The following is a 21,021-nucleotide window of genomic DNA, read 5'->3' on the forward strand; positions in this document are numbered from 1 at the left end:
TCAGTTGCTTCGCGAAAAAATGCGCCGGGGCCAGCCGTCAGCGCTTCTTGCCTTCGAGGAACGGCACTTCGAGCACCTTCTCGTGCACGATCGGCCCGTGGCCGAAGTAGCCGTTCTCGCCGAAGCACTCGCCATGGTCGGCGGTGATGATGAAATGCGTGTTGACGGGTGCCTTGGCGATCAGCGCGTCGAGCACGCCGTCGACGTATTCGACGGTCTTGATCTGCTGCTGGTGCAGGTCGCGCATCTGCTTCTCGTCGAAGAACTGGTCTTCAGTGTCCTGGCCCAGCGTGTCATCCATGCGCTTGAACACGCCGTGCACCCCGGAGATGTGCGGCAGCGACTTCGGGTCGAGCATGTACGGATAGTGCGTTTCGCCGAGATTCAGGAAGTGGAAGCTCGGTTCGTCCTCGTCGAACTCGATCTCCTCGACCATGCCGGCGAAATCGTTGTGGTTCGACATCAGCTTGTAGTCGTCGAAGTGACGGTTCAGGTGGCTGGCCGGGTTCAGCACCGGCATCGACACGCGACCCACCGTGCGGTAGCCCTGGTCCTGCAGCACCTTCGGCAGCGACAGGTTGGGGATGAAGCTCTTGAACGACAGGCCGTCGATGCCGAGGCGATCAACCCACTTCACGAAGTCCTTCTTGTAGACCTCGGAGGCAAAAACATGCTGCGGGCTGTCGTGCGGGACCATGCCCATCAGATAGGTGTAGTGCGAAGGGCTGGTCCAGGACGCGTACGCGAAGCGGCGTTCGCCGGCGCCGATACGGTCCATGTTCGGGGTCTTGGCGGCGCTGTAGCTGTCGAAGCGGCAGCTGTCCATCACGATGAAGACGAGGTTGTGGCTCATGGCAGTCGGTCAAAGGGGAAGGGCGGCTTGGCTCCGCCATGTGTCAAGAAATAGAACGAATGGTCAAATCGGAACAGCCCTAAACGGCTGAAGGTGCGACGACGCGGCTCAGGATGGGCGGCGCAGGACGTCAGCGACGCCCGCTCGCGGTGGCAGCAGCGCATATCCCGGCTGGTCATCGTGTCTGTCATCCCCCTCAATCCGCGCGAGCGCGTACGCCCAGGCACTGGCTTTCGCCATGACCGTCTCCTCCCGTTCATGGCCTCCGGTCGTGTCGGAGCTTGGAAAGCCGGCTTACTGCTATTCCGGTCTTTCCTTATCGTTGGTAGTGCTTAGGTACCACGCGTTTGCCAACAGCAGCTATCAGAAATTTCCGGCTCTTAGCTCAGGGTTTGCAGACAGGACTTTGCGATGCGACATAAGTCGTCGGTTTGTGTAGGAAAAACGACAGCGACTGACACATTGTGACGTCATGTGCCATTCACTGACGGCTTGCAGATTTGGCCTGAAACTGGCGGCCGTTCGGTCGCCGGGGCCGAGCATCGAGCAAAATCTTTGATGGTCCCTGCAAGCGGCGTGCAAGGTCCGGCAAGGATGCGGCTCGCCAAGGGCCCCACCCGATCGGGGGGCTCAGCGCCTATGCCGGTGTCGGTACGCGTTCGGCGCGTTCGGCTGCGACGGAGAACAGGCGGCGGTCATCGAGCCGCAATGCCGTGAGGCTGCCGCCCCAGAGATAGCCGGTGTCCAGGCCGTACACGCCGTATTCGGGCCAGTGCACGGTGCCCAGCGTCGACCAGTGTCCGAAGATCAGCGTCGAGCGTCGTGTGCGGCGTCCCGGCACCGAGAACCAAGGCATCAGGCCGGCGGGCGCGTCGGAGGGGCCGCGCTTGTAGCGGTAATCGAAGTTGCCGTCGGCATCGCAGACGCGGGCGCGGGTCAGGACATTGACGATCGCGCGCAAGCGCTCGCTGCCTTGCAGCGTGTCGCGCCAGCGGCGCGGCTCGTTGCCGTACATCGTGGCGAAGAACGCACGATGGCGACGGTCGTCGCCGAGAACCGCTTCGGCCTCGCCCGCCAGCGCCAGCGTCTGCCGCTGGGTCCATTGCGGGGCCACGCCGGCGTGGATCATCAGTACGCGGTGTTCGGCGTCGCGGTAGGCGAGACGCTGGCCGCGCAGCCAGTTCAGCAGCCTTCCGGCGTCCGGGGCGCCGAGGACGGCGTCGAGGCGATCGGCCGGGTCGCCCGGCTCGCCCTTCTCTGCGAGCGCCAGCAGATGCAGATCATGATTGCCGAGCACCGTGACCGCGCGTGCGCCGAGACCGGAGACGAAGCGCAGCGTTTCCAGCGAGTCTGGCCCGCGTGCAACCAGATCGCCGGTCAGCAGCAGCCGGTCGTGGCGCCGGTTGAAGCGGACGAGGCCGAGCAGGTCCTGCAGCCCCTGGAAACAGCCTTGGATGTCGCCGATCGCGTAGGTGGCCATGGAATAATGAAAAAAGTGGAAACCGCCGGCGCCACAATACCGTGATATGTAAGAGATTTCTTACATTGGGCGTGTCGAGGCGGGATGAGCGGCGTAATTCGGCGGGACGAAGGAAATTTAACCGATGAACGGTACTGAAGGAGCCGTCAACGCGCTTTGACGGTGGAGAGGGCGAAACTCATAGTACCGCCACGGTCGGTGGTGACCGGGGAAAGCGGGACCAGGAAAGTCCCGACTTCGGGTTCAGGAAGCGGTTCTCAGGAGCGAAACCAATGTTGAACAAGATGATGAATTTTCTGCGCGACGAAGAAGGTGCGAGCGCGGTCGAGTACGGCCTGATCGTCGGCCTGATCGCGGTGGCGATCATTGCAATCCTGCTGACGACTGGGACCAATCTCAGCGCGCTGTTCAAGAAGGTCAGCGATCAGCTTTCGACCGTGGTGGGCGGCGCCGCCGCCTGACCTCTGATCATGGGGCTCTGTGGGCTTGAGAGCCGTATGACGAGGGGTATGCGACCAGGCGCCGAGATCCTACTGAGTTGACCAAGGATTTCGGCAGCTTGGTGAGCTTCCTCGGTCTCCCGGGCTTTTGAGGGATTCAAAAAGGCAATGGGGCAGGGCGGTGGCTGTGATTGCGGTCAGACGGAAGACATAGCCTCTTCTTTCGCTGGCGGTTGCCAAGGTTGGGGGCTGGCTTGTCTGGTCTTAATGAGAGCTCGGAGCCAGTGCGGGTGCCCTGCTTTGCGGTGTGTTCACGATCAGCACGCATATTGAGGACGGGTTGTAGTAGCCAAGGGATATGGCATGGTTGTCGTGGGGCTCTTAATCGTATGGACTGCCTGCATCGCGTGGTATGACTTCAGGCAGCGGCGGGTTCCTAATGTTTTGCTAATCCTGGCGGCAGTTCCGGCGCTCTTGGCATTGATCGTCAACGGCGTGGGATTGCTGGGCGAGCGTTGGGGCAGTAGCGTCGGTGGAATGGCCCTAGGTTTTGCGCTTACGATTCCGGGCTACGCTCTGCATCGCTTCGGCGCGGGCGACGTGAAGTTCGCAGCGGTGCTCGGCTTGCTGCTGGGCGTCGGACGCGGATTCGAAATGGTGCTCGGCGCGTCGATTTTGATGGGCGTTGCGGCGCTCTTCTTGCTTGCGCTGCACAGGCAGATGCAGGCTCGGTTCCCGGCGGCGCCGATGTTGGGCGCGGCCTTCGCGGTGGAAATGATGTGGGGGCCGCTCCTGATCCGGTAGCGGAAATATGGAATGAACAAGAATGATCGGCGGCAATGCAGGGGGCGCCAGACCGGCGCGGCAGCGATCGAGTTCGCCTTCGTTTTTCCGCTGCTGCTGGCGCTGGTGTATTGCGTGATCGTCTACGGATACCTGTTCGTCGTCAGGCAGTCGATCGAGTTCGCGGCACACAAGGGGATCGAAGCTGCAATCGCAGTGGATCCCGCCGCAACGGATGCGCAGACGCAGCGCCAGACCCAGGCGAAACTGGCGGCGAATTGCGCTTTGCAGTGGTTATCCGGCACGTGCACGGCTGCAGTGGCCAACAACGCCCGCGTCGTGCCCCAATACACTTTGTGTGCGGGGACCGGTACGACGGCTTGCCCGGCTGGATACGGGCTTGTGACGGTAACCTACAAAGTCAACAACGGTGGCAGCTGGATCTTTCCGAAGCTGCTCGGCTTGCCGATGGTCGGCACGATTCCGCCGATGCCGGAAACGATGGTGGCGACCGCCATCGCTAAACTCGAACCATGAATGACAGGATTACGCAGCCATCCCGCTGATGGCCGCGTGATCGAAGCTTTGCAGTCGGTGACAGGACGCCACCGGTTCGGTGGGGAAGGGGATTGAAGATGAGCAGTACCGCTTTGAAGATTTTCGCGGCGGTTTCCGTGCTGGCGGCCATCATCCTGGCAGCGGTCGGCTACCGCATGAGCCGCGAATACGCGCAGAAGTCCGAATCGGCGCAGCAACAGGTCAAGCAGCAGGAGGCCGAACAGACGCTCGCCGTGGTCGCGGTCAAGCCGCTCGAGGCTTACAAGCCGATCGCGCGCGACGCCGTGGCGCTGGTTCCAGTCTCGGTCAAGCCGGCCGATCCGTTCACGACGATTGATGAGGTGGTCGGCAAGCAGCCGCTCGTCGATGTCGATGCCGGTGCCCCGGTCACGCGTCGCTATTTCCGCGAGGGCAATCTGCTCGCCCGCGCCATCCCCGCGGGCTTCCAGGCGGTGTCGATTTCGGTCACCGACGTCCTGGCGGTCGGCGGATTCCTGCGGCCGGGCGATATCGTCGACATCCTGATCTACCTGCGCGGATCCGACGGCATCGACAAGCCTCAGTCCCGCGTGCTGCTGAAGGACGTCCGCGTGCTCGCCTATCTGGAGCAGGTCGTCGATCGTCCCGAGGGCGTGCAGGACGACCAGCAGCGCCAGCAGCAGCGTCAGCAGCGTACGGCGGTCCTGGCGATTGCCGACAAGGACACGACCAAGCTGATGCTCGGCGCCAGCCTGGGTGAACTGCGGCTGGCGCTGCATGGCCAGAGCGACGAACCCGCAGTTGAGGGCACCGACGTCGCGGCGGCGCCCGAGGGCGCCGTGCCGGAGACGGCCGCGGTTGCTGCGCCCGCTGCCGCTACGGCTGCTGCCAAGCCGTCCCCGGAAAAGGTCATCACGGCCGAGGAACTGGGACGCGTCAAGCCGCCACCGCGTTCGGCTGTGCCGGTGACGCGCGTCGAGATCATTCGTGGCAACGATCGTAGCGCCGTGACGACGAAGTAAGGACGAGCCTCCATGAACAACAAACAAGCGCTTCGTACGATGAACTCCCGCTTCGGTCTCGTGCTGCTGCAAATCCTGCTGTTGCTCGGCGCCTGGTTGGGTAGTGTGCCGAGTCGGGCCGACGACACCGCGCCGAGCGCGGTGGTCATCGTCGAGCAGGGCACGCACAAGCTGATGCGCGCCAATGCCGACGTCACGCGGGTCGCGGTCGGCAACCCGGCGACCGCCGACGTCAGCGTCGTCAACCGCCGCGATCTGTTGCTGAACGGCAAGGCGGTCGGCATCACCAGCCTGATGATCTGGGTGAAGGGGGCGACGCAGCCGCGCCAGTACATCGTCCGCGTGCAACTGCCGATCGACCCGCTGAAGGCCAGCGTGCCGGATCCGGAGCTCGGCAACGCCGTCGTCGATCCGGGCCGTGGTGTCGAAGGCAAGCTGCCGAACCTGCTGGCCCATCGCCGCGCTCAGCTCGGCGCTTCCGCGCCGAAAGAAGGTGCGATTACCGATCGCAGCAGCATCGAGCTCGAATCGCAGGTGCTGACCGAGGTCAAGATCGCCGAGGTGTCGCGCAAAACCATGCAGCGCTACGGCTTCAATTTTGTGCTGAGCAACCCGGGCGCCTCGCAGACTTCCGGCGGCATCTTCGGCTCCGGCACGACCAGTGGCGTCGATTTCTCCCCCACGGGCGCCGGCCTCGAAGGCACGCTGAAGAGTGCGCTGTCCGATGCATTCAGCATCGTTGTGACCGACGCCAGCAGCAACATCACGGCGCTGCTGAACATGCTGGAAGGCAAGGGGCTTTCGCACACGCTGGCCGAGCCGAGCCTGCTCGCGACCAGCGGCCAGACGGCGAGCTATCTCGCCGGCGGCGAATTCCCGGTGCCGGTCAGCCAGGGCGGCGGCGGGACCAGCAGCAACGCCGCGATCACGGTGCAGTACAAGGAGTTCGGCGTGCGGCTGTCGCTGACGCCGACGGTGCTGGCGCGCGACCGTATCGCGCTGAAGGTGGCGCCGGAGGTCAGCGATCTCGACTTCTCGGCAGGCATCCAGATCGGCGGTGTTGCGGTTCCGGCGCTCACGGTACGTCGCACCGACACTTCGATCGAACTTGGCGACGGCGAGACCTTCGTGATCTCCGGCCTTGTCAGCACCAGCCTGACCGACAGCGTCAACAAGGTGCCGTGGCTGGCCGACATTCCGGTGCTCGGCGCGTTCTTCAAATCGACGACGCTGGACCGCACCGACAAGGAGCTGATCATGGTCGTGACCCCGCATCTGGTGCGCCCGGTCGCCAAGGGTGTTGCGCTGCCGAAGCTGCCGGGCGATCAGTACAACGGCAAGACGCCGAGCCCGGCTTACAACATCTTCCTCGAACGCGGCAAGTTTGATTCCGGCTTCAGCCGCTGATGAAAGATCAGCAGCTAGAATCACAGGCTGACCTTCGCTCACGGAAGAGACAATGAAAACGCAGGCTGTCGTCGTCGCCGACGATCCCGTCTATCTGAGCTGGCTCGAGAACGCCGCCGGGGCCAACGCCGAGTTCTCGCTGATCCGGCCGCTCGATGCCGAAGATCTGATCGAGCGCGTGCAGATGATGGGGCGGGTCGATGCCGCCTTCTTCCAGTTCGAGCGTGCCAATCTCGATGCACGCCTGTCGATGATGGAGCGTCTGGTCGAGCGCATGCCGGATGTCGCCGTCGCCGGCCTCGGCGCCGACAGCAACCCGGACGTGGTGCTGGCGGCGATGCGTGCCGGCGCGCGCGACTTCTTCGTGCTGCGGCGCGACGAGGCCGACGTGGCCGCCCTGCTGTCCAAGCTGCTGCGACGCAGCCAGACGGTCACGCGCGCCCAGCAGAAACAGGGCCGGCTGTTCAGCGTGTTCGCGAGCCAGCCGAACGACTCGATCGCCTTCGTCGCCGAGCATCTTGCGCTGGCCTGCGCCGCGCAACTGCCGAAGAGCGAGCCGACGCTGCTGATCGACATCGCGACGCCGCCCGGAGCCGCAGCGATCTTTCTCAACATCAGCCAATCGTACAGCCTGCTCGATGCGGTCAACGACGTCTATCGCTGTGACCAGACGCTGGTCGATACGGCGTTCTCGCGCCACGCCAGCGGTCTTTACCTGCTGAGCCTGCCGGAGGACCTGATCGGCCGTCCGCAGTTTGTGTTCGATGATTTCCTGAAGTTGCTGCAAGTGGTTCGCGGCCTGTTCGGCTGCGTGGTGGTGGCTTTCGACGCGCACTGGCCGATCGATTGCCTCACCGGCGTTCTCGGGCAGGCGGAGCGCTCGCTGTTGCTGTCCGATCAGTCGATCATCAAGTCGCGTCACAGCAAATACCTGCTGCGCGCGCTGCGCCTCGACGATTGTCCGCTCGACCGTACCGCCCTGCTGGTCGACCACTATCGCAAGCGTCTCGGGCTGGAGCCCGAGAATCTCGCCGAGATCCTTGACCTTCCGCTGTACGGGCGCCTGTCGGCGAGCGTCGGGCACGGTCGCGTGCAGGCCATGAATGCCGGCGAGCCGATGTTCAGCGTCGCGCCGAAAGAGCCGTTCTGCACCGATATGCGCGCGCTTGCATCGGCCCTGCTTGGCTCGCAGGAGCGCATGGAGGCACCGAAGGCCGGACTTGCCCGGCTGTTCGGCTAGGTCGTGGGGCATTCGGATCGCACCAGCATGAGCACGACACCGGACGCGCAGGTCGCCCGCTTCCGGCTGTCGGATCAGTACCTGCAGCTGAAGAACAGCTTTCACCGGCACCTGATCCAGCAGATCGACGAGCGCAATCTCGACATCGACCAGTGGGACACGGATCAGATCGAGCGCTTCGTGCTCGAACAGATCCGTCGCTATGTCGTCGATCAGCGCCTGCCGATCAATCAGCGCGAATCCGAGGCGCTCGCGCGGGACGCCAAGGACGAGCTGATGGGCTACGGGCCCATCCAGAATCTCATCGACGACGACAGCGTCAACGATATCGTCGTCAACGGACCGAACCGGGTTTTCGTCGAGCGGGCCGGACGTCTCTACAGCGTGCCGGTGCGCTTCTTCAACGATTCGCACGTGATCCGCGTGATCCAGCGCATCCTGGCGCCGATCGGGCGTCGCGTCGACGAGTCGACGCCGATGGTCGACGCCCGCTTACCGGACGGTTCACGCGTCAACGCCATCATTCCGCCGATCGCGCTCGACGGCCCCTGTATCTCGATCCGCAAGTTCCGCAAGACCCCGTTGTCGGCCGATGATTTGCTGCGTTACGGCACGATTAGCCCGGCCGAGCTCGACTATCTCAAGCAGCGCGTGGCCGGGCGCACCAATCTCATCGTCGTCGGTGGTACCGGTTCGGGCAAGACCACCTTCCTCAATCTGCTGTCGCAGTGGATTCCGGCCGACGAGCGCGTCGTCACCATCGAGGATGCGGCGGAGCTGCGCTTCGATCACGGACACGTCGTGCGGTTGGAGACGCGGCCGCCGAACCTGGAGGGCGAGCGCGCCGTCAGTGCCCGCGACCTGGTCCGCAACGCTTTGCGCATGCGCCCGGATCGCATCGTCGTCGGCGAGGTGCGCGGCGACGAGGTGCTGGACATGCTGCAGGCAATGAACACTGGTCACGACGGATCGATGACCACGCTGCACGCCAATTCGACGCGCGATGCGATCCATCGTCTCGAACTGCTCGCCGGATTCGCGGGCTATACCGGCAGCGAGCTGACGTTTCGTGGCCAGATCGCCGCGGCGATCCAGCTGATCGTCCACGTCAGCCGACTCAAGGGGGGCGAGCGTCGGGTGATGTCGGTGACCGAGATTGCCGGCTTGTCGGGGCATGAGCTGGTCATGCGCGACATCTTCCGCTACGACAGCGAGCGCGGCGAACATCTCGATCTGCGCGGGGAACATACATGAGCCTGGTCATCGTCCTGTTATTCGCAGTGGTGCTGTTCGCCGCAGCCGTCGTGCTGGTCCTGCGGGCATCGGAGCGCGAGCGCCAGGAAGACGTCGGCCTGCGCCTGCGCGTGCTCGGTGGCGGCGAGGAGGCCGCGAGTACGCTCGTGCAGATGGATGCCGCGCGCCAGATTCGCAATCCGGTTCTGCGTTGGGCTTGCCACCTGATCTGGCGCACAGGCGTGGAGCTGACGCCGACGGCGGTGCTGCGCATTCTGATCGCGCTTGTCCTGCTGGTTCCGCTGGCGCTGCTCGCGTTCGGGCTGCTGGCGGGATTGGCGCTGGTCGCCATGCTGCTGGTGATCGGCTGGTTCCTGCTGGTGCAGAAGGCCGCGCGCCGGCGCGCCAAGATCATCGAACAGCTCCCGGCCTTTCTTGAGAACACGATTCGCGTGCTCGCCGCCGGCAACACGCTCGACGAGGCTTTATCCTCGGCCAGCCGCGAGGCGCCGGACCCGATCAAGCCGCTGTTCGTCAGCATCGGGCGCCAGGTACGTCTCGGCGCTCCGCTGGAAGCGGTCCTGATGGAAACGGCCGAAATCCACCAGCTGCGCGATCTCAAGATCATGGCGCTGGCTGCGTCGATCAACCGCAAGTTCGGCGGTTCGCTGCGCAATGTGTTGCGCAGCCTGATTGCGGGCATTCGGGCGCGAGAGAATGCGGCCCGCGAGCTGCGTGCGCTGACGGCCGAAACGCGCTTTTCGGCGCTGGTGCTTGCGTTCATTCCGGTCGCGCTGATGTTCTACATCGTCTGGCAGAACCCGCACTACTACGTGCAGATGTGGGCAGAGACGAGCGGACGAGGTCTGCTCGCGGGCTCGGTCATCCTGCAAATTGTGGGTGTGCTGGTGATCTGGCGCATGATGAAATCGACGGAGGATGCCTGATGAGTCCGACGCTCTTCGCGACGGTTATCGCCGCGGCGATCATCGTTTGCGTGCTGGCTCTGGCGGCGCTCGCGTACCTGCTGGTACGTACGCGTGAGGAATCGGCGGTGCGCCGCCGCCTCGATCCGCAGGCGGCGGCGGCTTCGCGCGATTTCAATGCCACCGGCAACGCGCCGATCATCGAGAGCATGGCGCGCAGCGGCAAGGCCATCGAGCAGATGGTCGACACCGAGGGAGAAAGTGCGCAGCTCATCATTCAGGCCGGTTGGCGTTCGACCAAGGCGCGCCTGTTCTGGTACGCATTTCAGGCAGCTCTGCCTGTGGTGCTGTTCGCTGGCGTTGCTGCATTCTGGACATTCAGCGACTCGCCGCAACGGGCCTTGAGTGGGCTTCTGCTGGGTGTTATTGCCGCAATCCTGAGCTTTCTGGCTCCTCGCTGGATATTGCGCTCTGTCGCCGAAGGGCGGCGGAAAAAGGTACAGCACGAAGTTCCGCTATTCATTCATCTTCTGGTGCTGCTGTTCGAGTCCGGTTTGTCGACTCGCCAGGCGCTGGCGAGCATCGTTCGTGAAAGCGGGGGCGTGTTGCCCGAGCTGGGTGGGGAGTTGGATCTGGTTTTGCGACAGGTTGAGGCCGGTGCCGAGGCCGGAGACGCGCTCAAGAACCTTGGCGCAGCGCTGGGCGTCGAGGACCTGACGACGGTGTTGGGGGTGCTGCGTCAGGTCGATCGCTACGGCGGCGAGCTGCGCGAGCCGCTGCTCGAAACGCTGCAGGTGATCGAGGAGCGTCGCGGCTACGAGATCCGCGAGAAGGTCAACCTGATGTCCGGACGCATGACGGTGGTCATGGTGTTGTTCTTCTTTCCAGCCTTGATGATCTTCGTCGCCGGTCCGGCATTTCTTTCCATTATCACTGCGTTAACCGATATCAATGCTCGGTAATCGACTGCCGTGGTTAAAGCTCCTGTCAGGTGGAGTGCTTGTGGTGCTGCTCGCCGGCTGCGCCGGCGGCTTCGGCCGCACGAACGCGGCATCGCCGAATACGCCCGAGGAACTCGAATCCACCGACAAGTCCATGCACGTCGACCTGATCCGCAAGATGCTCGATCAGGAGCAGTACTACGCGGCGCTCGCCCATATCCAGCAGCAGCAGCGCAGCAGTGGCAACAGCGACGAACTGCGTTACCTCGAGGCGGAGGCGCGGCGTCAGCTCGGCGAGGATGCGGCGGCGGAAAAGCTCTACCGCGAACTGCTCAGGGGCCGTCTGGCCGGCGACGCCTATCATGGGCTCGGCCTGCTCTACGCGCCGCGCAATCTGGCCACTTCGATTCAGTATCTGCGCGAGGCGGCAGCGCGCGCGCCGACCGATGCCAGGGTGCGCAACGATCTCGGCTATGCGCTATTGCGGGCGGGTCGTTATGCGGAGGCGATGCCGGAGCTGTCGACGGCCGTCGAGCTCGACCCGGCCAACGACAAGGCACGCAACAATCTCGTACTGCTGTTGATGGTGACGCGTGACGAGGAAGGCGTGCAGCGCGTCATCGACCAGGCGGGCATCGCGCCCGAAACCGTTGCCCGCCTGCGCAGCGATGCGCAGGCTTTGCAGGCCCGCGCCGCGGGCTCAGGAGTGAGGAAATGAAGAAGAAGCTCGCGTGGATCGGCGCTGCGCTGACTTGCGCCATGTCGGCTGCTTTTGCGCAGGACGCGGTGCCGGCGCCGGATGACACGGCAGCGGCGCCGGCAGCGGCCCAGCCCGTCGCCGAGGCGGCTCCATTGCCGCAGATCGGGGGCGACACGCGCTCCTGGCTGGCCATGCAGAAGGACGCCGCCGCGCAGACGCCGGATTTGCGCCCGGTACCCGGCGAGATTGCCGAGCAGGTCTACCAGCGCTACGTCAACAGCTTCAAGCACCCGATTCCCGAGGAGTTCAAGCGCGACAGCTTCGTGGAAAGCGGCGGCGGCGGCGGGTCTTGATGCACGAATCGGCGGCCGCGTCGCTGTGGGCGCTGTGTTGAACGATGCGCACGACCGATGCCGGCAAGCGCTGGCCGCGACGTCAGGCGGCATATGGTCTGCTGCTGCTGCAAGCCGTGCTCCTGCTGGCGCTCGGCTTTTCCTGTCTCGCGTACGGCGGCGGCTTGCAGGCGCGCGCCGCGCGGACCTTGGCGGCGGCGGCCGTTCCGGATGCGTTGCGGTCGGAGCTGCAGCGAAGCCGACGCTCCGCCGCGGAGATCGGACGCCTTGCGCGAGCGCTTACGGCCCAGGGTGGCGAGGGAGCGCGCCGCTGGGGGCTTTGCCGGCTGGTGGTGCTCGACGCCGACGGCCTGCTGCTCGCGCGCGCCGGGCGCTATGACGACCTGAAACTGTCGGGGGCATTCGGCGCCGCCATCGAGGACTGGCTGTATCGCGTGCGCGCCGTGCGCGCCAGCGCGCTGATCCAGACCGAAGATGGCCGCGTGCTGGGTCGTGCCGAGTTCGACCTGATTCCTTCCGAAGCGGCGGCGATCCACGACGACGCCGTTGCCCGGCTGCGTGCGACCGGCTATGCCTTGCTGTTGCTGGGCGGTTTGCTGGCGCCGATCTGGTGGTGGCTGCTGCGGCGTCAGGCGCGCCGTCCGGAGTGGATGCGCCGCGCTGATCCGCATGCCCCGGGAGCGCCGAGCGCGATGATCGACGCGGCGACTGCAGCCGAGTTGTTCCGCGAGCGCGCCGGCACGGTCATGGACGCGCTCGGCTACGGCATGGTCACCGCCGACCGCGACGGCCGCATCCGCTATCTGAATGCCACTGCCGAGCGCCTGAGCGGCTGGCCGCTCGCGGCGGCGCGCGGGCGCATGGCGTATTCGGTCTTCCACCTCAACGATCGCCACGACGCGCCGCTGCAGAGCGCGCTCGAGCTGGCGCTGCAGCGTGGCGGCGATATTCCCGCGCAAAGCGCCTGGCTGCGCGCCCGTGATGGCATGCGGCGGCCCGTCGAGCTGCTTGCATGCGTGATCCGCAACCGCGACGGCAGCGTCGACGGCGTCGCCATGCTGTGCCGCGACGTGACACGGCACGCGGCCGAACTGGACGCGCTCAGGCACGAGGCGCAATTGTCGCAGGCGGTCGTCGATCATCTCGAGGAAGGCGTGCTGATGACCGATCCGTCGGGCGTCGTCCGCTTTGCCAACGCGCGCGCCGAACGCATGTTCGGTTACGCCCGTGACGAACTGCAGGGCTTCACGATCACCAAGCTGATGCCGGTGCCGTTCCTCAACACGCCGGGTATTCGCATCACCGACTACGTCGGCACGGCCGCGCAGCGCAGCGACGCGGCGCTGCCGAAGATCGTCGGCTGGCGCAAGGACGCCACCACGTTCCCGGTCGAGATCTGGGTGCAGCCGCTGCAGGTCGAGCAATCGTCGGGGCTGGTCGTCATCGTGCGCGACATCAGCGAGCGCCTGCGTGGCGAGAACCTTGCCAGCCGTCTCGGCCGCCTGCTCGACGCCGCGGTCGAGGAGGTCTACATCTTCGACGCGCAGACGCTGGCCTTGCTCGACGTCAATCGCGGCGCGCGGCGCAACCTCGGCTTTCGCATCGAGGCACTGCTGCGCATGACGCCGCTCGATATCAGCGAGCAGCTCGATGAAGCCGTGTTCCGCCAGTATCTGCTGCAGCTGCGCGGCGGCGAGCACGACCACCTGATCTACCGCTGCCGGCATCGCCGCGCCGACGGCAGCAGCTATCCGGTCGAGGTGAGGCTCAACTTCTCGCGCGACGAGGAGCCGCCGGTCTTCATGGCGATCGCCGTCGACATCAGCGAGCGCATCGAGGTCGAGCAGAGACTGCAGCAACTGGCGCATTACGACGTGCTGACCGGGCTGCCGAATCGCGCGATGCTGCAGGATCGCCTGCAGCAGGCCTGGCTCGCCGCCCAGCAGCGCGGCGCGCGTGCGCTCGGCGTGCTGTTCCTCGATCTCGACCGTTTCAAGGAGATCAACGACCGGCACGGCCACGAGGCCGGGGATCTGGTGCTGAAGGCGACCGCCGACCGCCTCCGCGCGGCGCTGCGCGAATCCGACACCGTTGCGCGTCTGGCCGGCGACGAGTTCGTGATCGTCGCGCCGGGCCTGCGCTCGATCGAGGACGCCGCGCAGCTCGCGCAAAAGCTGCTCGACCGGTTCGCGCATCCACTCGACATCCCCGGACATCGCATCCAGATGCGGCTGAGCATCGGCGTCACGCTCTATCCGCTCGACGAGAGCGACGCCGAGGGTTTGCTGCGCCATGCCGACGCCGCGATGTACGAGGCCAAGCAGGCGGGACGAGGCTGCTACCGGATCTTCTCCACCGAGATCGACGCCGACCGCCGCCGCCGCCTCGACCTCGAGCGCGAGATTCATGCAGCGGTCGCGCTCAACCAGCTGCATTTGCTCATGGAGCCGGTGCTCGATATCGAGCATGGCGCGGTCAAGGCGATTCGCGCTTCACTGTACTGGCAGCACCCGCGCTTCGGTCGTATCGCGCAGGACGAGCTGCTGCGCGCCGCGGCTCGCGCCGGCCTGATCGGCGATCTCGAACTGTGGCAGATCACGCACGCCTGCGAGCATCATCTCAGCGCCCGCCGTCACGGCCTGCCGGCGCTGCCGTTCATCATCGACGTGTCCGGCTGGCAGCTGCGCAGCGGCGAATTCGCGCGCCATGTCGACGAGCTGGTGCGGCGCTACGACGTGGCGGCCGACCGCCTGATCCTGGCGCTGAATCCCGACGGCGTGCTCGACGCAGCGACGCTGCATGCCGATGCCGCCGCCCTGATCGGGCGTGGTCTGCGCCTGGCGCTGCGCGACTTCAATCTGCCGCTGCCGGACTTCGGTCCGTTGCCGATCCGGCTGCTGCTGGCTTCCGATACCTTGACCGACGCGGCGGACATGGCGACGGCGACGGCGCAAGCACGCGGGCTTCTGCTGATCGCGATGCAGGTCGACGAGAGCCAGCACGCGCGCTGGCGCGAAGCGGGATGCCGCTGGTTCGGCGGCGAAGCCGTGCGTGCGCCGATGGAAGCCGCCGAGGCGATCGGCTGGCTCGAAGACCGCGAAGTGCAGCCGCTCTGAAACTTCCGCGCGGTCGCCTCAGACGTGCAGTGCGAGCACGTCGCAGTGCGCACGCGTGACCACGTTTTCCTCGGTGTGGCTGAACCAGGCGGCGAGGCCGTGCCGCGGATGGTGGCCGAGCACGATCAGATCGATCTGCAGCGATTCGGCGAGCTGCTGGATCTGCGGCGTCACCGGCCCGCTGGCGGTATGTAGATCAGCGGCCGGGATCGAGAATTCCGCGCACAGCGCTTCGAGCTGGTGACGCGACTGTTCTTCGAGCTGCTGCGTCAGGTCGACCGGCGCGCTCATCAGCAGCTCGCCGCTTTCGATCGGGATGTACTCGACGACGTGCAGCACCGACAGATGGGCTCCGAAGTGCTGGGCCAGCGCCTGCGCGCGTGCCAGCACGGCGCGCCCGCTCGGATCGAGGGCCACTGCGGCAAGGATGTGGCGGTACAGGCTCATGCGCGACTCCGGGGCGTGAACACTCGGGTGAGACCGCAGTATCGCGCGGCAGCCGCCGGCGTCAACCGGCGGCGGACGGTGCCGAGGCTCTCGCGTGCAGCAGGTTGGCCAGGCGTGCGAAGTCGCGCGCATGCAGGCGCTCGGCGCGGATCGCCGGCTCGATGCCGGCCGCGGTGATGGTCGCGGCATCGGCGACGCCCTTGAGCGCGTTGGCGAGCGTCTTGCGGCGCTGCGAGAAGGCGGCGGCGACGACGCGGTCGAACAGCGCCAGATCGTCGATCGCGTATTCCGGCGTGCGCGGGCGCAGGCGCACGATCGCCGAGTCCACCTTCGGTGCCGGCCGGAACGCGCCCGGCCCGACGTTGAACAGGTGCGCCACCTCGCAGCGCGCGGCGAGCGCGACCGTCAGGCGACCGTAGTGCTCGCCGCCGGGCTCGGCGCACATGCGCTCGACGACTTCCTTCTGCAGCATGAAATGCATGTCGGTGATCGCGTCGGCCTGTTCGAGCAGGTGGAACAGGATCGGCGTCGAGATGTTGTACGGCAGGTTGCCGATCAGGCGCAGGCGCTTGCCGGGTTCGGCGAATTGCCGGTAGTCGACCGTCAGCGCGTCGGCCTGGGTGATCTGCAGGCCCGGCGCGTGGCCGGTCGCTTCGAGCAGGTGCGGGATCACGTCGCGGTCGATCTCGACGACATGAAGCCGGCCGGTCTTTTCGAGCAGCGGCACGGTCAGCGCGCCGAGGCCGGGGCCGATCTCGACGAGCACGTCGTCGGCCTGCGGATGGATGGCGCGCAGGATGCGGGCGATGACCTGCGGATCGTGCAGGAAGTTCTGGCCGAAGCGCTTCTTGGCCTGGTGCGGGGCGTGTTCGTTCATCGCGTGGCGAGTTCGATGGCCAGGCGCAGCGCGGCGCGCAGGCTGCCGGCGTCGGCGCGGCCGCTGCCGGCGAGGTCGAGCGCCGTGCCGTGGTCGACCGAGGTGCGCACGATCGGCAGGCCGAGCGTGATGTTGATGGCGGTGCCGAAGCCGGCGTACTTGAGCACCGGCAGTCCCTGGTCGTGGTACATCGCCAGCACGGCGTCGGCGCCGGTGAGGTGCTGCGGGGTGAACAAGGTGTCGGCCGGCAGCGGCCCGCGCGCGCCGATGCCTTCGGCTCGCGCCGCGGCCAGCGCCGGCTCGATGCGCTCGATCTCCTCGCGGCCCAGATGTCCGGACTCGCCGGCGTGCGGATTGAGCCCGCAGACCAGGATGCGCGGTGCCGCGATGCCGAAGCGCGTGTGCAGATCGTGAGCCAGGATGCGCAGCGTCGCCAGCACGCGCTCAGCGCTGATCGCGTCGGCGACTGCGCGCAGCGGCAGGTGCGTGGTGACCAGTGCCACGCGCAACGGCCGGTCGCCGCCGGTCGCCAGCATCATCACCGGCAGCGCCGCGCCGCAGCGCTCGGCCAGAAACTCGGTGTGGCCGCTGAAGGGCACGCCGGCGTCGTTGATGGCGCTCTTCTGCACCGGGCCGGTGACGAGCGCGCCGGCCTGGCCGGCGCAGCAGGCGTCGGCGGCGCGGCGCAGCGTTTCCAGCACGTAGGTGGCGTTGCGCGGATCGAGCCGGCCGGCCGCGGTCGGTGCGGCGCGCGCGACGGGCAGCACCGCCAGCGCGCCGGCCGGGCGCAGCCGCGGCGGTGCCGACAAGTCGACGGTTTCGAGATGCAGCGGCAGTTGCAGCGCCGCGGCGCGCTCCTGCAGCAGCGCCGGATCGGCGACGGCGACCAGTTCGGCCGGCCACGACGCCTGCGCGATCGCACAGGCGAGGTCGGGGCCGATGCCGGCCGGCTCGCCCGGCGTCAGGACGATGCGCGGCGGCGGTTTCATGGCGGGTCGGGGCGCGGGCGCGTCGTTTACGACAGCTGCGCGGCGGCTTCGGCATCCGCGGGCACGCGGTACTCGATGTAAGCCTCGTTGCGCAGGCGGCGCAGCCAGATGTCGTATTCCTCGGCGGCCTTGCGCGTGCCGATCGCGGTGCGCGCGCGGGCGCGCTTCTGCTCTTCGGTGATGTCGCGCTCGCGGCGTTCGAGCAGCTGCGCGATGTGCCAGCCGAACTGGGTGCGGAACGGCGGCGAGATCTCGTCCGGCTTGAGCTGGTCGAGACGCGACTGGAATTCCGGCACGAACACGCCGGGCGGCTGGAAGCCGAGGTCGCCGCCGCTGTTCTTGGAGCCCGGGTCGTCCGAGTACTCCTTGGCGAGCTTGGCGAAGTCCTCGCCGGCCTGCAGCCGGGTATACAGCTCGCGCGCCTGGGCGCGGGCCTGTTCGTCGTCGCGGATCGCGTTGGTCTGGATCAGGATGTGACGGGCGTGCGTTTCGGTGACGGTCTTGCGCTCGTCGCCGCCGCGCATGTCGGCCAGCTTGATGAGGTGATAGCCGCTGCCGGTCTCGAAGACCTCGCTGGTCTCGCCGACCTTGAGCTTGCCGGCGGCGCTGGCGAACGCGCTCGGCAGGTCGCCGCCCTTGCGCCAGTCGAGATCGCCGCCCTGCAGGGCCTGCTGGCCGTTGGAGTTGGCGATCGCCAGCTGCGCGAAATCCTCGCCGGCGCGGATGCGCTTGAGCAGGTCGGCGATCTTGGCGCGCGCCTGGTCGCGGACCTGCTGGCTGGCGCCGTCCGGCACGGCGATCAGGATGTGCGACAGGCGGTATTCCTTGTCGCTGTTGGCGCCTTCGCTGGCCAGGAAGGCATCGACGTCCTGTTCGGTGACGACGACGCGGCTGTCGACTTCGCGATTGCGCAGGCGCTGCAGCGTCACCTCGTCGCGGATCTGCTCGCGCAGATTGAGATAGTCCAGGCCCTCGCTGCGCACCGCCTCGGCGAAGGCCGCCAGGCTCAGGCCGTTCTGCTTGGCGATGCTGGTCAGCACTTCGTTGAGCTCGCGGTCGTCGATGCGGATGCCGGCCTGCGTGGCGCGCTGGGTCTGTACCCGCGTCAGGATCAGACGCTCGAGCACCTGCGCGCGCAGCGCCGCCTCGGGCGGCGACGACAGGCCGCGCTTGCTGATCTGCAGGCGCGCGTCGTCCATCGCCTGATCGAGTTCGCTCTGCAGGATCACGCCGTCGTTGACGACGACGATGATGCGGTCGAGGTCCTGGGACGCGGCGTGGGCGGCCGGCGCGAGCGCCAGCGCGGCGGCAAGCGACAGCAGGAACGAGAACACAAGGCGCAGCGGAATGGGACGCGACGGCATGGTGGGACCGTTGGCTGGAAAGACGGAATGGGAACGCAAGTCGGGGATTATCGCCCAGAGCCGGCGGCGATACCTACTGCCGGTCCTAGTAGACATCGTCATCGACGCGAAGGTTCGGGAAACCGGAGCCGATCTGGCCCAGGCCCTTGAGTTCGAGCTGGGCGTAGATGCCGGTGTTGAAGGTGCCGCGCGAGTCGGAAATGTAGCGCCGCGCGGCGACGTCGATCGCCCAGCAGCAGGTGTCGTAGCGCAGGCCGACGTAGGTATCGAGCGTCTTGGCGTCGCTGACCGAGTAACGCCAGCGCCCGGCGGCGCTGATCGCCTTGTAGATCGGCGTCATCATCACCAGATCGGTCTGCTCGAGCTGGTCGCGGCGGTAGCGGTAGGCGGCCTCGAACAGGCGCCGGTGATCGTCGCGGTAGCGCACGGCGATGCCGGTGCGGCTGAATTCGTTCTGCTCTGGCGACCACTGCGCGAGCAGGCGGGTGCCCCAGTTCTGCGACAGGTTGTAGTCGAATTCGCCGATGAAGTCGGTCGCACCCTTGTCCGGGGCGGCCGCGTCCGGCAGGGTCACGCGCGGCGCCTCGAAGCGGTAAAGCTGGCCGATCGCCACCGAAGCCTTGACCGCGCCGGTGTCCGGATCGAGCTGGCGGCCGGTCAGCGCCAGCGTCAGCTCGTTGGCATCCGAGATGCGGTCGAGGCCGGAGAAGCGGTTGCGCGCGAACAGCTGCGTGAAGTCGAAGTCCGGCTCGCCGCTGTCGAACACCGGCAGATCGCTCTGGCTCTCGTAGGGCACGTACAGGTAGAAGAGCCGCGGTTCGAGCAGCTGCGGCGTGCCGTCGGCGAGCATGCGTTCGAAGCGCAGGCCGTATTCGGTGCTGAACATCGGCAGCGCGCGGTCCGGCGAGTTCGACTGTCCGGCCGTTGTGTCGGTCAGCTCGTAGGCGGTGTAGTGGAAGTCCAGCTGCGCCTTGCTGAACCAGGCGATGGTGTCGCGCTCGATCCTCAGGTACGGATCGAGGTCGATGCGCTGGCCCTGCACCGAGTCGGCGCGGGCGAAGTTGCTGTACTCGCCGGTGAAACCGGCGCGCGTATAGAGATAGGTGTTGCGCGTCTGCGCGTTGACCAGCACCTGCGGCAGGCGCCGGTACGGTTCTTCGAGCGAGGTGATGTTGCTGTTGATCTTCTGGTAGTCCTGCACCAAGGCCTGGATCGAATACTCGGCCGGCGACTGGTAGGTCAGGCGCGCGCTGCGGTCGAGGAACGAGATCGAGCTCAGGTCGACGTTGCCGCCGAGGTCCTCGAAATAGGCCGGGTCGCTGACGTTGGCGTAGTGCAGCGCCATGCTCATGCGCTGGTTCAGCAGGCCGCGATGCTCGAACGACACGTAATCGCGCTTCTCGCCGGTGACATCGTCCTTGTCGAGGTATTCGTAGCCGAGATTGCCCTCGGACTGCTCGAACAGGTAGCGGCCGGCGAGATCGAGCTGCGTGCCGCGCTTGGACATGTAGCGCGGCGTGAACGTCAGGTCGTAGTTCTCGGCGAGGTTGATGTACAGCGGCTGGCGGATATCGAGGCCGGTCTTCTTGGTGTCGGCGACGATCGGGTACAGCAGGCCGGTGCGGCGACGGTCGTCGATCGGGAACTGCAGCCACGGCGAGTAGAAGATCGGCACGCCGAGGAAGCGCAGGCGCGCGTTGCTGGCGCTGCCCAGGCCGGCGTCGTAGTCGAGCTTGATCTTGCTCGCCTCCAGATACCAGCTGTCGTCGCCGGGCGCGCAGCTGGTATAGGTCGCCTCCTGCATCGACGCCGTCTTGTCGGCGTTGACCTGCAGCTCGCGGGCGTTGCCGCGCGCGACGCGCGCGGTCAGCGTGAAGGCGTTGTCGCTGAAGATGCCGGTCTGGTCGTCGAGGTCGAACTGCGCGCGCTGCGAATCGACGACCACGTCCTGGCTGCGGAACAGCGATTCGTTGTTGATGATGACGCGCTTCTGCGCCGCATCGTAGTCGAGCTGGTCGGCGCTGATCTCCTTGTCGCCCTGGCGCAGCTTGACCGAGCCGAGCAGCTTCGACAGGCCTTCCTGCTGCAGGTCGACCTGATCGGCCGTCATGCGGATCTTGTCGTCGGTTGCCGGCTCCAGCGGCGGCAGCGTGTCGCTGATCTGCGGGCAGGTCGACGGCATCAGGTCGTGCCGGTCGCGCGTGTAGTCCGAACGGGTCGGCAGCGTGCTCTGCGCGTGCGCCGGTGCGGCCATGGCGCAGCAGAACCCGAGCAGGAAGGCGAACGGACGCTGGGAAAGGAACAAAGGTGGGC

19 protein-coding genes are annotated in these 21,021 nt (G+C 66.4%); 12 read left to right on the forward strand and 7 right to left on the reverse strand.

Annotated features, from left to right (window positions below; translation table 11 throughout):
* Positions 1–37: 37 nt before the first annotated feature.
* Positions 38–853 carry a sulfatase-like hydrolase/transferase gene (locus tag K343_RS0119740; RefSeq protein ID WP_028009528.1) on the reverse strand — a complete coding sequence of 272 codons (816 nt, stop codon included), beginning with the start codon at positions 851–853 and terminating at the stop codon, positions 38–40.
* A gap of 637 nt (positions 854–1,490) precedes the next feature.
* Positions 1,491–2,333 (reverse strand): symmetrical bis(5'-nucleosyl)-tetraphosphatase, encoded by an 843-nt coding sequence (locus K343_RS0119745; protein WP_028009529.1) that lies wholly within the window; start codon positions 2,331–2,333, stop codon positions 1,491–1,493.
* 272 nt (positions 2,334–2,605) lie between these two features.
* On the opposite strand from K343_RS0119745, the gene K343_RS0119750 reads away from it, so the two are divergent.
* The 12 genes from K343_RS0119750 to K343_RS0119805 all read left to right on the forward strand — a co-directional run bounded on the left by K343_RS0119750 (position 2,606) and on the right by K343_RS0119805 (position 15,031).
* Positions 2,606–2,794: a Flp family type IVb pilin gene (locus tag K343_RS0119750; protein WP_028009530.1), complete on the forward strand. Its 189-nt coding sequence runs from the start codon at positions 2,606–2,608 to the stop codon at positions 2,792–2,794.
* Positions 2,795–3,136: 342 nt separating this feature from the next.
* Positions 3,137–3,577 carry a prepilin peptidase gene (locus K343_RS22995; RefSeq protein WP_051278745.1) on the forward strand — a complete coding sequence of 147 codons (441 nt, stop codon included), beginning with the start codon at positions 3,137–3,139 and terminating at the stop codon, positions 3,575–3,577.
* A gap of 12 nt (positions 3,578–3,589) precedes the next feature.
* Entirely contained in the window at positions 3,590–4,093 is a 504-nt protein-coding gene (locus K343_RS23745; RefSeq protein WP_028009531.1) for a TadE/TadG family type IV pilus assembly protein, read from the forward strand.
* A 98-nt stretch (positions 4,094–4,191) separates the two neighbouring features.
* On the forward strand, positions 4,192–5,115 hold the full coding sequence (gene cpaB / locus K343_RS23005) for a Flp pilus assembly protein CpaB (protein ID WP_154662663.1): 924 nt from the start codon (positions 4,192–4,194) through the stop codon (positions 5,113–5,115).
* Between the two features lie 12 nt (positions 5,116–5,127).
* A complete protein-coding gene (locus K343_RS0119770) occupies positions 5,128–6,522 on the forward strand; it encodes a type II and III secretion system protein family protein (RefSeq protein WP_245585255.1) in 1,395 nt (464 codons plus the stop codon).
* Positions 6,523–6,574: 52 nt separating this feature from the next.
* A complete protein-coding gene (locus K343_RS0119775; RefSeq protein ID WP_028009534.1) occupies positions 6,575–7,762 on the forward strand; it encodes a CpaE/TadZ family protein in 1,188 nt (395 codons plus the stop codon).
* A 27-nt stretch (positions 7,763–7,789) separates the two neighbouring features.
* Entirely contained in the window at positions 7,790–9,016 is a 1,227-nt protein-coding gene (locus K343_RS0119780; protein ID WP_028009535.1) for a TadA family conjugal transfer-associated ATPase, read from the forward strand.
* Positions 9,013–9,942 (forward strand): type II secretion system F family protein, encoded by a 930-nt coding sequence (locus K343_RS0119785; protein WP_028009536.1) that lies wholly within the window; start codon positions 9,013–9,015, stop codon positions 9,940–9,942. The genes K343_RS0119780 and K343_RS0119785 overlap by 4 nt, the downstream gene beginning before the upstream one ends.
* Positions 9,942–10,883: a type II secretion system F family protein gene (locus K343_RS0119790; protein ID WP_028009537.1), complete on the forward strand. Its 942-nt coding sequence runs from the start codon at positions 9,942–9,944 to the stop codon at positions 10,881–10,883. Before K343_RS0119785 ends, K343_RS0119790 begins: the two co-directional genes overlap by 1 nt.
* Positions 10,884–10,923: 40 nt before the next feature.
* Entirely contained in the window at positions 10,924–11,580 is a 657-nt protein-coding gene (locus K343_RS23010; RefSeq protein WP_051278746.1) for a tetratricopeptide repeat protein, read from the forward strand.
* Complete coding sequence (locus K343_RS23750; protein ID WP_051278747.1) at positions 11,577–11,915, forward strand: DUF3613 domain-containing protein; 339 nt, start codon at positions 11,577–11,579, stop codon at positions 11,913–11,915. The genes K343_RS23010 and K343_RS23750 overlap by 4 nt, the downstream gene beginning before the upstream one ends.
* A gap of 329 nt (positions 11,916–12,244) precedes the next feature.
* Positions 12,245–15,031 (forward strand): sensor domain-containing protein, encoded by a 2,787-nt coding sequence (locus K343_RS0119805; RefSeq protein WP_161628930.1) that lies wholly within the window; start codon positions 12,245–12,247, stop codon positions 15,029–15,031.
* Between the two features lie 18 nt (positions 15,032–15,049).
* Here the strand turns inward: K343_RS0119805 and K343_RS0119810 are convergent, their stop codons facing one another.
* From K343_RS0119810 to K343_RS0119830, 5 genes are all read right to left on the reverse strand, one after another.
* Positions 15,050–15,478 (reverse strand): universal stress protein, encoded by a 429-nt coding sequence (locus K343_RS0119810; RefSeq protein WP_028009539.1) that lies wholly within the window; start codon positions 15,476–15,478, stop codon positions 15,050–15,052.
* 61 nt (positions 15,479–15,539) lie between these two features.
* Positions 15,540–16,355 (reverse strand): 16S rRNA (adenine(1518)-N(6)/adenine(1519)-N(6))-dimethyltransferase RsmA, encoded by an 816-nt coding sequence (gene rsmA / locus K343_RS0119815; protein ID WP_028009540.1) that lies wholly within the window; start codon positions 16,353–16,355, stop codon positions 15,540–15,542.
* A complete protein-coding gene (pdxA, locus tag K343_RS0119820) occupies positions 16,352–17,344 on the reverse strand; it encodes a 4-hydroxythreonine-4-phosphate dehydrogenase PdxA (protein ID WP_028009541.1) in 993 nt (330 codons plus the stop codon). Before pdxA ends, rsmA begins: the two co-directional genes overlap by 4 nt.
* 26 nt (positions 17,345–17,370) lie before the next feature.
* Complete coding sequence (locus K343_RS0119825) at positions 17,371–18,708, reverse strand: peptidylprolyl isomerase (protein WP_028009542.1); 1,338 nt, start codon at positions 18,706–18,708, stop codon at positions 17,371–17,373.
* An 85-nt stretch (positions 18,709–18,793) separates the two neighbouring features.
* A complete protein-coding gene (locus K343_RS0119830; RefSeq protein WP_028009543.1) occupies positions 18,794–20,962 on the reverse strand; it encodes an LPS-assembly protein LptD in 2,169 nt (722 codons plus the stop codon).
* Positions 20,963–21,021 lie beyond the last annotated feature (59 nt).

It is taken from the genome of Solimonas flava DSM 18980 (assembly GCF_000426685.1).
GTDB lineage: Bacteria > Pseudomonadota > Gammaproteobacteria > Nevskiales > Nevskiaceae > Solimonas > Solimonas flava.

What these genes read in the sequence shown, in the direction of transcription:
- K343_RS0119745 (WP_028009529.1), bottom strand. Translation starts at nt 2,333, where the DNA reads ATGGCCACCTACGCGATCGGCGACATCCAAGGCTGTTTCCAGGGGCTG.
- K343_RS0119740 (WP_028009528.1), bottom strand. Translation starts at nt 853, where the DNA reads ATGAGCCACAACCTCGTCTTCATCGTGATGGACAGCTGCCGCTTCGAC.
- K343_RS22995 (WP_051278745.1), top strand. Translation starts at nt 3,137, where the DNA reads ATGGTTGTCGTGGGGCTCTTAATCGTATGGACTGCCTGCATCGCGTGG.
- cpaB (WP_154662663.1), top strand. Translation starts at nt 4,192, where the DNA reads ATGAGCAGTACCGCTTTGAAGATTTTCGCGGCGGTTTCCGTGCTGGCG.
- K343_RS0119825 (WP_028009542.1), bottom strand. Translation starts at nt 18,708, where the DNA reads ATGCCGTCGCGTCCCATTCCGCTGCGCCTTGTGTTCTCGTTCCTGCTG.
- pdxA (WP_028009541.1), bottom strand. Translation starts at nt 17,344, where the DNA reads ATGAAACCGCCGCCGCGCATCGTCCTGACGCCGGGCGAGCCGGCCGGC.
- rsmA (WP_028009540.1), bottom strand. Translation starts at nt 16,355, where the DNA reads ATGAACGAACACGCCCCGCACCAGGCCAAGAAGCGCTTCGGCCAGAAC.
- K343_RS0119770 (WP_245585255.1), top strand. Translation starts at nt 5,128, where the DNA reads ATGAACAACAAACAAGCGCTTCGTACGATGAACTCCCGCTTCGGTCTC.
- K343_RS0119810 (WP_028009539.1), bottom strand. Translation starts at nt 15,478, where the DNA reads ATGAGCCTGTACCGCCACATCCTTGCCGCAGTGGCCCTCGATCCGAGC.
- K343_RS0119750 (WP_028009530.1), top strand. Translation starts at nt 2,606, where the DNA reads ATGTTGAACAAGATGATGAATTTTCTGCGCGACGAAGAAGGTGCGAGC.
- K343_RS0119775 (WP_028009534.1), top strand. Translation starts at nt 6,575, where the DNA reads ATGAAAACGCAGGCTGTCGTCGTCGCCGACGATCCCGTCTATCTGAGC.
- K343_RS0119780 (WP_028009535.1), top strand. Translation starts at nt 7,790, where the DNA reads ATGAGCACGACACCGGACGCGCAGGTCGCCCGCTTCCGGCTGTCGGAT.
- K343_RS23745 (WP_028009531.1), top strand. Translation starts at nt 3,590, where the DNA reads ATGAACAAGAATGATCGGCGGCAATGCAGGGGGCGCCAGACCGGCGCG.
- K343_RS23750 (WP_051278747.1), top strand. Translation starts at nt 11,577, where the DNA reads ATGAAGAAGAAGCTCGCGTGGATCGGCGCTGCGCTGACTTGCGCCATG.
- K343_RS0119830 (WP_028009543.1), bottom strand. Translation starts at nt 20,962, where the DNA reads ATGGCCGCACCGGCGCACGCGCAGAGCACGCTGCCGACCCGTTCGGAC.
- K343_RS0119790 (WP_028009537.1), top strand. Translation starts at nt 9,942, where the DNA reads ATGAGTCCGACGCTCTTCGCGACGGTTATCGCCGCGGCGATCATCGTT.
- K343_RS0119785 (WP_028009536.1), top strand. Translation starts at nt 9,013, where the DNA reads ATGAGCCTGGTCATCGTCCTGTTATTCGCAGTGGTGCTGTTCGCCGCA.